This is a genomic window from Acidovorax sp., from assembly GCF_022763525.1.
In the GTDB taxonomy this organism is placed as follows: Bacteria; Pseudomonadota; Gammaproteobacteria; order Burkholderiales; family Burkholderiaceae_C; genus Acidovorax.
In genome coordinates, this window is sequence record NZ_JALEGG010000196.1 from 1 (window position 1) to 10,987 (window position 10,987).

The 10,987-nt window shown below is 70.1% G+C and carries 12 protein-coding genes; 9 read left to right on the plus strand and 3 right to left on the minus strand.

From position 1 onward, the window contains the following. The 4 genes from MRY84_RS15375 to MRY84_RS15390 form a co-directional block, all read left to right on the plus strand. Positions 1 to 679 (plus strand): substrate binding domain-containing protein (locus tag MRY84_RS15375; protein ID WP_291506579.1); only part of this gene is annotated, 679 nt, incomplete at its 5' end. A gap of 45 nt (positions 680 to 724) precedes the next feature. Beyond that, entirely contained in the window at positions 725 to 1,708 is a 984-nt protein-coding gene (gene thiL, locus MRY84_RS15380; RefSeq protein ID WP_291506580.1) for a thiamine-phosphate kinase, read from the plus strand. A gap of 160 nt (positions 1,709 to 1,868) precedes the next feature. Next, entirely contained in the window at positions 1,869 to 2,072 is a 204-nt protein-coding gene (locus tag MRY84_RS15385) for a DUF2892 domain-containing protein (RefSeq protein WP_291506581.1), read from the plus strand. Between the two features lie 31 nt (positions 2,073 to 2,103). Then, the gene (locus MRY84_RS15390) at positions 2,104 to 2,652 is read left to right on the plus strand and encodes an RNA polymerase sigma factor (protein ID WP_291506582.1); all 549 of its coding nucleotides are present in this window, start codon (positions 2,104 to 2,106) and stop codon (positions 2,650 to 2,652) included. A 23-nt stretch (positions 2,653 to 2,675) separates the two neighbouring features. Here MRY84_RS15390 and MRY84_RS15395 read toward each other — a convergent pair whose 3' ends face one another. From MRY84_RS15395 to MRY84_RS15405, 3 genes are all read right to left on the minus strand, one after another. Further along, positions 2,676 to 3,992, minus strand: coding sequence for a ferric reductase-like transmembrane domain-containing protein (locus MRY84_RS15395; RefSeq protein WP_291506583.1), 1,317 nt, complete (start codon positions 3,990 to 3,992; stop codon positions 2,676 to 2,678). Between the two features lie 152 nt (positions 3,993 to 4,144). Beyond that, complete coding sequence (locus tag MRY84_RS15400) at positions 4,145 to 5,326, minus strand: twin-arginine translocation pathway signal protein (RefSeq protein ID WP_291506584.1); 1,182 nt, start codon at positions 5,324 to 5,326, stop codon at positions 4,145 to 4,147. 35 nt (positions 5,327 to 5,361) lie between these two features. Next, the gene (locus MRY84_RS15405) at positions 5,362 to 6,399 is read right to left on the minus strand and encodes an NAD-dependent epimerase/dehydratase family protein (RefSeq protein WP_291506585.1); all 1,038 of its coding nucleotides are present in this window, start codon (positions 6,397 to 6,399) and stop codon (positions 5,362 to 5,364) included. Positions 6,400 to 6,541: 142 nt separating this feature from the next. On the opposite strand from MRY84_RS15405, the gene MRY84_RS15410 reads away from it, so the two are divergent. The 5 genes from MRY84_RS15410 (at position 6,542) to MRY84_RS15430 (ending at position 10,824) form a co-directional block, all read left to right on the plus strand. Continuing rightward, complete coding sequence (locus tag MRY84_RS15410; protein ID WP_291506586.1) at positions 6,542 to 7,426, plus strand: LysR family transcriptional regulator; 885 nt, start codon at positions 6,542 to 6,544, stop codon at positions 7,424 to 7,426. A gap of 113 nt (positions 7,427 to 7,539) precedes the next feature. Next, positions 7,540 to 9,213 (plus strand): DUF4139 domain-containing protein, encoded by a 1,674-nt coding sequence (locus tag MRY84_RS15415; RefSeq protein ID WP_291506587.1) that lies wholly within the window; start codon positions 7,540 to 7,542, stop codon positions 9,211 to 9,213. A 58-nt stretch (positions 9,214 to 9,271) separates the two neighbouring features. After that, positions 9,272 to 9,748: a universal stress protein gene (locus MRY84_RS15420; protein WP_291506588.1), complete on the plus strand. Its 477-nt coding sequence runs from the start codon at positions 9,272 to 9,274 to the stop codon at positions 9,746 to 9,748. A gap of 18 nt (positions 9,749 to 9,766) precedes the next feature. Continuing rightward, the gene (locus tag MRY84_RS15425; protein ID WP_291506589.1) at positions 9,767 to 10,300 is read left to right on the plus strand and encodes a phosphatidylglycerophosphatase A; all 534 of its coding nucleotides are present in this window, start codon (positions 9,767 to 9,769) and stop codon (positions 10,298 to 10,300) included. After that, positions 10,297 to 10,824, plus strand: coding sequence for a CinA family protein (locus MRY84_RS15430; protein WP_291506590.1), 528 nt, complete (start codon positions 10,297 to 10,299; stop codon positions 10,822 to 10,824). The genes MRY84_RS15425 and MRY84_RS15430 overlap by 4 nt, the downstream gene beginning before the upstream one ends. Positions 10,825 to 10,987 lie beyond the last annotated feature (163 nt).

Consider the following 10,987-nt stretch of genomic DNA (forward strand, 5'->3'; position numbering starts at 1 on the left):
CCTGGACGAGTTGGAAGGCGAGTTCGCCGAACAGAGCGGCCAGCCCAGCGGCTGGGTGCGCGTGGCCTCGAGTTCGGTGGTGGCCGAGCACCTGCTGATCCCCAGCTTTGAAAGCCTGCAGCAAAAGCACCCCCTGCTGCGCGTCGAACTGGTGGTGGACGACCGCATGGCCGACATGGCGCGCGATGGCATTGACATCGCCCTGCGCACCGGCCCGCCGCTGACCGACACCGTGGTGGCGCGCCCGCTGGGTACACTGGCCCGCGCGCTGTATGCCACGCCCGGCTACCTGCAGGTCCACGGCGTGCCGCAGCGGCCTGACGACCTGCACCGCCACAGGCTCATCACCAACAGCGCGGTGGCATTCCTGAACCACTGGCCTTTCCGCATTGACGGGGAGCCGTGCGTGTGCGTGGCCGAAGGCCACTGGCGTTCCAGCAGCACGGCCATCACGGCGCGCATGGCGCTGCAGGGGCTGGGGATCGCGCGCCTGGCCACGGTGGTGGCCGAGCCGCTGGTGCGCCAGGGCCTGCTCGCACCGGTGCTGGCCGACTGCGTGGACCTGCAGCCCAGCCCCATCCAGGCCATCACGCTCACGCGCCGCCACCGGCTACCCAAGATCCAGGCTTGCATCGACCACTGGGCGCAATGGTTTGCTGCTGCTGCGCCCGGCGCCTGAGCGGATTGGCCGGCGTTTTCTTTTTTCCGTTTTGAGGACAGCACTGTGGGTGAATTCGACCTGATTGCACACTACTTCACGCGGCCCGTTCGCCCCGGCGGCGCGGCCGTGCTGGGGGTGGGCGACGATTGCGCGCTGCTGGCACCGTCGCCGGGCATGCAGCTGGCCATCTCCAGCGACATGCTGGTCGAGGGCCGCCACTTCTTCGCCGACGTGGACCCCGAGGCGCTGGGCCACAAGGCGCTGGCAGTCAACCTCTCGGACCTGGCCGCGTGCGGTGCACGGCCCCTGGCCTTCACGCTGGCCCTGTCCCTGCCCCGCGTTCATGAACCGTGGCTTGCTGGCTTTGCGCGCGGGATGTGGCAGCTGGCCGATGCGCACGGCTGCGAGCTGGTGGGCGGCGACACCACGCAGGGCCCGCTCAACATTTGCATCACCGTGTTCGGCGAGGTGCCCTCCGGCGAGGCCCTGCTGCGCAGCGGCGCGCGGCCCGGTGACGATCTGTACGTGAGCGGCACGCTGGGCGACGCCCGCCTGGCGCTGGAAGCCCTGCTGGGCCACACTCCCCTGCCCGCCGATGTGCTGGCCCGCGCGCGCCAGCGGCTGGAGCGGCCCACGCCGCGGGTGGCCCTGGGCCTGCAGTTGCGCGGCATCGCCAGCAGCGCCATGGACCTGAGCGACGGGCTGGTGGGCGATGTGTCGCACATCCTCACGGCGTCGCGCGTGGGCGTAGCGATCAATGTGGATTTAGCTACCAATTTGATAGCTTCCAGCGCTCATCCATCAATCGGCAGCAGCCAATTTGATACTGAACTGAGCCGCCGTTGCGTGCTGTCGGGCGGCGACGACTACGAGTTGGCATTCACCGCCCCCACTGCGCAGCGCAGCGCTGTGGCCGCGGCGGCGGCGGCCAGCGGAACGGCGGTGACGCGCATCGGCACCGTGTTGGCCGAGCCGGGCCTGCGCCTGGTGGACGGCCAGGGGCGGCCGGTGGAGAACCGGTATGCGTCGTTCGACCACTTCCGGTGAGGCGTGCGGCAAGTGCTGCCGCCATCCGGCATGGCAACGCGGCACTCAAAAAATATTTGGCTGCGCATGAATCCTTTGGCGATTCCCCAGGCTCTTGGTGGTGGGGGGCGCAGTGAGCGCTCCCCACTGTCCATCCACCAATTCCAAGGAGCTTCACACCATGCTGTACCGCAAGAACATCACCCGCCCTGAAAGCCTGCTGCGCATCGTCGGGGGCGTCGCGCTCGCCGCGGCCGGCCTGTGGTGGCAGGGTGCCTCGCCCCTGGGCCTGGTGCTGGCCGCATCGGGCGTGGGAAGCGTGCTGAGCGGCGCATTCGGCTACTGCCCCGCCTGTGCGCTGGTCGGCCGCAAACCGGTGGAATGATGCGGCAACACATCACGCGCCGCAGCCTGCCATGAGCACCGCTACCCCACCTCGCATCGCCCAGCTGCTGCCCGCCGCCCGGGCGGGCGACGCCCGGGCCATGGAACAGCTCCTGGCCCTGGCCCGGCCCGACATCCGCCGCTACGCGCTGCGCCACTGCGCGGCCACCACCGCCACCGACGACGTGGTGCAGGAGGCACTCATCATCGTCTACCGCCGCGTAGGCGCGCTGCGCGAGGTGGCGGCGTTCGGCGGCTGGGTGATACGCATCGTGCAGCGGCTGTGCATGCGGCCCATGCTGGCCTGGCTCAAGGCAGAGCCGCTGGCGCAGGTCGAAGACGACCTCGCCTGGTCGCACAAGCCCGACCACGAGCTGCGCCACGACTTGGCCCTGGCCATCGACTCGCTGCCGTCCAAGTACCGCGAAGCCCTGCTGCTGCGCGACTTCGAGGAGCTCACCATTGAGGAAATGAGCGAGCGCCTGGGGGTGACGCGCGAGGCGGCCAAAAGCCGCCTGCACCGCGCGCGAGCGCTGGTGCGGGAGTACCTGGTGCCCACGGACCGCACCGGCATCAAATAGCGCTGCGGCGCGGAGAACCCGGCTCAGCGCATCTGGAACAGCTCCTGGTGAAAGCGCGCAGCCGGGCGCCCCAGCCGCTGCATGCCTTGGCGCACCGCCTCGGCAAACCCCTGCGGCCCGCAGAACCACACACTCGCCGTGTTGCTGGTGCCTGCAAGCAGCGCGGCCGGTGTCACGGGCCCGGCGTCATCGCTGTAGTGGATCTCCAGCGTCACGCTGGGCAGACGCGCGCACAGCGCGGCCATGCGCTCGGCAAACACCGCCTCGCCCGCATGGCGTATGCAGTAGTGCAGGTGCACCCGGGGTGCCAGCGCGGGGGTGGACTGCAGGGATTCGAGCCAGGCCACGAACGGCGTGGCGCCAATGCCGGCAGCCACCCATACCTGCTCCGGCGCGCTGTCGCTGCGGAAGTCGAAGCAGCCATACGGCCCCTCGATGTCCACCGGTTGCCCCGGGTGCACCTGCAAAGGCAGCTGCGCCGTGTGGTCGCCCAGTGCCTTGATCGCGAAGCGCAGCATGCCGTCGCCCTGGTCGGCGTTGAGCAGGGTGAAAGGGTGCGCGCCTTCGGCCTTGGCAAACCTGACAAACGCAAACTGCCCCGCCGTGTGCCGCCACGCGCTGGCGGGGCTGATCTGGCAGGTCACCTCCAGCACGCCGGCCCCTTGTGGCGACACGCTGACCACGCGGGCCGCATGGCGGCGGCTGCGCCCGATGGCCCCGACCAGCGAGCGCACGGCGCACAACACTCCCACCAGCGTGCACAGGCCCACCAGCACACCCGCAGGCTGCGCCCACCAGGCGGGTGGTGTCAGCACCACGGCATGAAACGCCAGCACCAGGTACACCCCGGCCAGCAGCTTGTGCAGGTAGCGCCAGACGTGGTACGGAAACCGCTGCCAGAGCGTGAGGACCAGCATGGCCGCGAGAAACCACACGGCCCATTCCCCCATCTCCTCGGCCAGGTGGCGGAAGGTGTTGAGCCACCAATCCGCGCGCGGCGTGCGCACCGGGCGGCCTACCCAGGCGGCCAGCAGGCTGCGTGACAGCTGCAGCCCGTAGTGCAGCAGCGCCAGCACGATCGCGCCGATGCCCGCCCACTTGTGCAGGCGGTAGCTCTTGTCCAGGCCGCCCAACGGCTTTTCCAGCCATGCGGGGCGCACGGCCAGCACCATGATCAGCGACATCAGGCCCCAGGCCGCCACCCCGGTGAGCAGGATCAGCTGGTTACGCCACCACCAGACATCGCCCCACGCAGGAGGCGCTGGCCGGGGCACCCACAGAGCCATCAGCCACACCCCACAGGCCAGCGCCAGGGAGCCCCCCAAGACCTTTTTCCACATCGCCAGTCCACCATTTGTTGCAATGCAGCAACTGTAGAAATCGGCGATGAACGCCACCTGAACGGCGTGTGAAGCAGCGGCAAAGCGCGACGGCTTGTGACTGAAGTTTGATCTGCATCAGCCCTCTGCACCGAGGATGACCGGGTTCGAACTCACGTCCGCACAAAGCGCGCCAGCGGCCGGCGTGGCGTGGCGGGCACCTCGCCCGACACATGGCCGATGCGGCAGAACATCTGCACGGTGGCGTCCTGTGCCGTGCGCGGCGCGGGGCGCCCCAACACCAGCTGGTGCACACGCTCGAAGTGCGGCGCCATCTCGGGAAATTCCTGCACGGCCTGGCTCATGGGGTGCATGCCCACGCCCAGCGCGGTAGCCTGCAACTGCTGACGCACATACAGGCGACCGGTCTGGATCTGGTCGGTACGCGTATTGGGACCGGTGATCCAGACGAACCCCATTGCCGTGCGGCTGTGGCCCTCGAAGCGGCCCATGGCGTTCCTGTAGGCGGCACTGCCTTCGGCCGGGGGCGCTGATCGATCGAACATTCCCAGCGCCGACACAGCGCGCACGAAGGGCGAATTGATGGAGATGCCGTCGCGGTGCTGCAGGATCTCGGCTGGCCCCACGCGGGTGAGTTGGATGCTTTCCATCATGGTCCGGGGCGTCAGCAGCTCGACACGGGCGGACTCCCAGCACAGTGTGCGCAAGGCGGGCAGCGGGCCCGCCTCCACGGTGCCGCCCACCTGCAGCGGTGCCGCCGCCGGTGTGCGGCCCAGCAACTGGGCCAGCAGCGCGGGCGCCACGGGGCGGTTGGTGTCGAAATCCGTCTTGGGCGTGTGGCGCAGCAGCACCTGGGCAAACAGTGGATCGGGCACGCCGCCGGGCCTGAGCGTGATGCGCGCCACGGGGCGGTCGTCCCACTCCTTCAGCGCGCCGGGCAGTTCGCCCTGCGGCCACAGGTGCACATCGCTGGCCACGCCCTGCTGGGCCAACGCCATCACCAGCAATTCGATGAACGCCCCATGGCCGATCAGGATCTGCCGGCCCCACGGATCGGTCTGGGGCAGCACCCGCGCGGGGTCGGTGCGCAGCGTGATGACGCCCTCCTCGCGCAAGTCCGCCAGCCAGGGCTGCAGGTTGTGCGAGTTGGGCGCGGTGATGGCATAAGCGACGGCGCGGCGGCGCACGTCGGTCTCACCCACCGGGCCTTTCCATGCCTCCAGCGCTTCGGCCGGAAAGCGCGGGTCCACCACGCCGCACGCCGCCAGCGTGCCCGCGGTGGCTGCGGCGAGGGTTCCGCCACCGGCGAGCCGGATGAATTTGCGACGTTGCATGGCAGGCTCCTGGGGTGATGAATCGGTGATGGGTCTCAGGCCAAAGCAGCGCGAGGCATCGACGATGCCAGCAGGTCCGCCAGCGCCTGGCGCACTGCCTGGTCGAACGGGGTATGGGGCTCCTCGCCGATGACGGCGCGCAGGCGGGTGTTGTCCAGCCGGTGGGGCGTGCTCCAGAGGTAACGCATGGCCGCCAGCGCGGCCACCGTGGGCACGGCCAGGCCCACCGCGCGCAGCAGCGGCCAGGGCAGGCGGCCCACGCGCAGCGCGCCGGAGCCGGGCAGCCAGCCTTGCTCGGCCGCGATGGCGGCAAAGCTGTGCAGCCACTGCTGCGCGCTGACGTGGTGCCCCGCGAAGTGCAGGCACTCGAACGGCGCCAGGCGCTCGCGCTCCTGCGCCACACGCACGAATGCGCGGGCCAGGTCGGGAAGGTAGGCCCAGGGCGTTCCCACATCCAGCGGGCCGGGCCACGTGACGCGGCCGCGGGGCAGATCCTTGGCGATGGCCTGGTCCAGCCAGCTGCCGGTGCCGCTGCCAAAGAAGTCACCCGCGCGCAGCACGATGGCGCGCAGGTCGCCTGGCTGCGTGGCGGCCTGCAAGCGCTGCTCCAGCTGCACGCGCATACGGCCCATGAAACCGGTGGCGGCCTGGGGCGTGTCTTCGCGCAGCACGGGCGGCATGCCCTCGCCAAAGTTGTACACGTTGCCTGGCAGCATCAGCGTGGCCCCCAGTTGGCGCGCGATGGCGATGGCGGCCTCCATCAGCGCAGGCGCCTGTTCGCGCCAGGCTGCGTGGGTGTAGGCCGGGTTGAGCGCATGCACCACCACCTGCGCGCCGTGTGCCTGCGCGGCCAGCGCGGCGGTGTCGTGCACCGCCACCGGCATCCACCACACACCCGGGATGGCGGGCAGCGCGCCGCGTGCACCGCCGGGCCGCACCTGGGCCAGCACCTGCCAGCCCGCCTGGGCAAAGGCCCGCGCGGCCGCCAGGCCGAGCCGGCCGCGGGCACCCAGGATCAGGACGGTGCCCGGATGATCCGTATCTGGGCGGCGTGGGGGGTACGAGGGGGTCATGTGAGGCTCCGTTCGGTGGCAATGAGCGGGATTGTGGAAGCGCCGCCGCCGCAACACAATTGCCTAACCCTTCATACCTGTCATGCAAAATTGAATACCCAAAACACACCGGATGCTGCCCTTTTGCGGGCACGCTATCGCCATGAAGCAGCACTTTGACTGGAGCCTGGTGCAGTCCTTTCTGGCCGCGCTCGACCACGGCAGCCTGCTGGGCGCGGCGCGCAGCCTGGGCGCCAGCCAGCCCACGCTGGGCCGCCACATTGCCGAGCTGGAATCGCAGCTGGGCGTGGTGTTGTTCGAGCGCACAGGGCGCGGCCTGCTGCCCACCGCCACCGCGCTGCGGCTGGCCGAATCGGCGCGCGCCATGGAGGCGGGCGCCCACCAGCTGGCCCGCAGTGTCTCGGGCGCCGACGCGGCCGTGAGCGGCACGGTGCGCATCACCGCCAGCCAGCCCGTGGCCTGCGCACTGCTGCCGCCCGTGCTGGCGCGCATGCGCCAGGCGCTGCCCGAGGTGCAGGTGGAGCTGGTGGCCAGCAATGAGGTGACCAACCTGCTGCGCCGCGAGGCGGACATTGCCCTGCGCATGGTGCGCCCCGACCAGGCCAGCCTGGTGGCCAAGCGCATCGGCCGGGTGACCCTGAGCGCGTGCGCGCACCGCGACTACCTGCGCCGCAAGGGCACGCCCCGCCAGCCCCCAGAACTGCTGCAGCACGAGCTGGTGGGCAACGACCGCAACGAGGACATCCTGCGCGGCTTTTCCGCCATGGGCTACCCGGTGGATCGCCAGCACTTCGCGCTGCGCACCGACGATCTGATGGCCTATTGGGCGGCCGTGCGCGCGGGTCTGGGCATCGGCTTTGTAGCCGACTACCTGCTGCGCGCGGAAGCCGACGTGGTGGCCGTGCTGCCCGAGCTGCCCTTGCCCGAGCTGCCCATCTGGCTCACGGTGCACCGCGAGATCCGCACCAGCCGCAAAATCCGTGCGGTGTATGACTTTTTAGCCGCAGAGGTGCCTTTGGCGCTGTAATCCCATCCCGCCAAGGCACTTGTGCGAGCCGAAAAAATCTTGAACAGGTTCTAACGCCGGCGGCGCGGCTGCTAGCATCCCCTGACCTTCTTCCACTGCGCCTCTGGAGTTCCGTGATCCACGCCACCACCCTCTTGCGCCTTCCCCGGCGCGTGCGGACCCTTGGAGTCTGCGCCGCCCTGCTGTGCCACGCGGCCTGGCCCGCCCTCGCACAGGATGCATCCCGCATCGCCCGCGTCACCGTCTACCCGGGCAGCGCCACGGTGGAACGCGTGGCCAAGGTGAACGCTGGCGCGCGCAGCCTCACGTTTGCGTGCCTGCCTGCGTCACTGGATGCCCAGAGCCTGCAGATCAACGCCGACGCCAGCGTGCGCGTGGGCGAGTTCAATGTGCTCACCGAGGACCGCGATGTGGTGAGCGCCTGTGCCAGCCCGCTCGATGGCCGCATCCGGGAGTTGGAAGACCAGATCGCCGGGGTGAAGGCCGAAGCTTCGGCGCTGCAGCTGGTGGATGGCTACCTGCGCAGCGTGGCGAACGCCGGCGCCGCCCCCGCGGAGGCCCCGGCAGGCGGCGCCCGCGGCACGGGCCCCACCCCCACCCCGGCGCAGATTGCCGCCACGGCCGACGTGCTGCGCAAATCCGGGCAGGACGCTTTCGCCCGCACGCACCAGTTGCAGCGCAAGCAGCAGGCGCTGGAGCTGGCGCTCAAGCCCCTGGTGGCGGAGCGCGACCGCATTGCCAGCCAGCGCGCACGCGTGGTGTCGGTCACCGTGAACCTGGCCACGGAGCGGGACGCCGAGTTGCGCCTGTCCTACCAGGTGCGCGGCCCCGGCTGGCAGCCCACGTACCGCGCCACGCTGGACCCCGCCAAGTCCACCGTCCTGCTGGAGCGGCAGGCGCTCGTGGCGCAAAACAGCGGCGAGGACTGGACGGGCGTGCAGCTCATGCTCTCCACCGGGCAACCCGGCCGCGCCACCCAGGGCCGCCTGCCGCGCGCCTGGACGCTGGATGTTGCGCCGCCGCCCCAGCCCCAGGCCGCACCCGTCATGGCCCTGGCAGCGCCCGCGCCTGCCGCAGCCCCCGCGCTGGCCGCGCGCTCGCGCGTGGCCGAAGAAGCCATGCCCAGCTTCGACGTGAGCACCCTCGACAAGGGCTTTGCCACCGAGTTCGCCGTGCCGCAGCGCATCACCGTGCCCTCCAGCGGCCAACGCGTGACGCTGGCACTGGGCCAGCACACGGCGACGGCCACGCTCATCACCCGCACCGCCCCGGCGGTGGAAGAAGCCGCTTACCTGGTGGCCCACATCGCCCAGCCACCGGGCGTGTGGCCCGCGGGCGCGGCCAGCCTGTACCGCGACGGCGCCTTTGTGGGTACGGGCCGCATCGACTTCGGCACGCCCAGCGCAGGCGCACCGGCGGGTAGCAGCAGCCTGTCTTTCGGCCGCGACGACCTGGTCACCGTGCGAGCCGAGCCCGTACAGGACCTGACGGGCAGCACGGGCTTCACCGGCTCGCGCATCCAGCGCACCACGCGCCGCGCCTACAGCGTGGAAAACCGCCACCAGACGGCCATCACGCTGCAAGTGCTGCACGCCGCCCCGGTGTCGCGCAACGAGAAGATCGAGGTCGAATCGCGCTACCAGCCCCAGCCCGCCGACACGGCCTGGAACCGCACCCCCGGCACGGTGGCCTGGCAACAGCCGCTGGCCGCCGGGGCCACGGCGCAGTTCAGCGCCGAGCACACCATCCGGCACCCCAAGGACGTAGAGGTGCAGGAGCGCCAGTGAGCTGCGCGCGCTTTCGAACCGTCACCCGCCCCTTTCGTCACTGCCCTCCCCCACTGCCATGAGCTACCACCACATCCTCGTCGCCGTTGACGGCAGCCCGACCTCCGACCATGCCGTGGCCCATGCCGCCGACCTGGCACAAGCCACGGGCGGACGTGTGCGGCTGCTGAACGTGATGGACCCGATCGCGCACATCAGCGGCTTCGAACAACCCGAGATCTACAGCCAGGAGATCCTGCCGCGCCTGCGCAAGGCTGGCGAGGCCCTGCTGAACCAGGCCCGCGACCGCGTGGCACAACGCGGCGTGCCCGTGGACACGGCGCTCATCGAGAACCTGGACGCCCGCGTCGCGCAGCTGGTGGTGGAGCACGCGCTGGCATGGGGCGCCGACCTGATTGTGCTGGGCACCCACGGGCGCCGCGGCCTGGCGCGCGTGCTCATGGGCAGCGATGCCGAGCAGGTCGCACGCACCTCGCCCGTGCCTGTGCTGCTGGTGCGCCTGCCTGCCGCTGCAAGCGCGACGGCCGGTGCCTGACCGGCATCCCCGTCCCCCATGTCCATGTCCCCCCCCGTCTCGCCTTCTCCTTCCGTCGCGCGCCCGAACGTGCGGTTTCTGCTCGCCCATCCGGCGCACTTCATCGCGCTTGGTTTCGGCGCAGGTCTCTCGCGCGTGGCGCCGGGCACCGTGGGCACGGCGTGGGCTTGGCTGGCCTACTTGGTACTGCAACATTGGCTGCCATCGCCCCTGCACATGGGCCTGCTGATTGCCGCGAGCACCGTGGTGGGCTGGTGGGCCTGCACCACCACGGCCCGCGACATGGCGGTGGCCGACCCTGGCAGCATCGTGTGGGACGAGGTGGTGGCCTTCTGGCTGGTGCTGTGGCTGGCCATGCCCATGGGCTGGTGGGGCCAGTTGGCGGCGTTTGCGCTGTTCCGTTTTTTTGACGCGGTCAAGCCCGGCCCGGTCGCCTGGGCCGACAGCCAGTTCAAGGGCTTGGGCTGGCGTGGTGGCTGGGGTATCTTGTGGGACGACTTTGTGGCAGCCTTCTGTACCCTGCTCGTCATTGCAGTGTGGAGGTTCGTATGACAACCGCATCGCTATCAAATCAAGAGCTTCCAGCGCTGGATCCATCAGCGCTGGATGCCGATTTGACACAAATCTCACTGCTGCTGCTGAAAAAGGGCCACCTGCTGGCCACCGCCGAGAGCTGCTCGGGCGGCCTGATCGCCGCGGCCTGCACCGACCTGGCGGGCTCTAGCCAGTGGTTCGAGCGCGGCTTCGTCACCTACTCCAACGCCGCCAAGGTCGAGATGCTGGGCGTGCCCGCAGCGATGATCGACCAGGAAGGCGCCGTGAGCGAGGCCGTGGCCCGCGCCATGGCCGATGGGGCACTGAGGCACTCCCAGGCGCATGCCAGCCTGGCCGTGACCGGCGTGGCCGGCCCCACCGGCGGCAGCGACGCCAAGCCCGTGGGCACCGTGTGGTTCGCCTGGTGCGTGGATGGCGAAACGCACAGCGAAAAGCAGCGCTTTGCAGGCGACCGCGCCGCCGTCCGTGCGGCCACGGTGCGCTATGCGCTGCAGCGGCTGCTGGGTTTTTTGCTCGCATAGGGCGCTGCCGGGGCCGATCCGAGGCTGCGAGCCTGCGGCGCCGGTGCATGCAGCGACCGCACCTGTTCATTCCAAACACCCGCTCCCATGACCACCACCTCCCCTTGGTTCGACGGCTTCACCACCCAACGCATCGGCACATCGGGGGCGGAAATATTTGTGC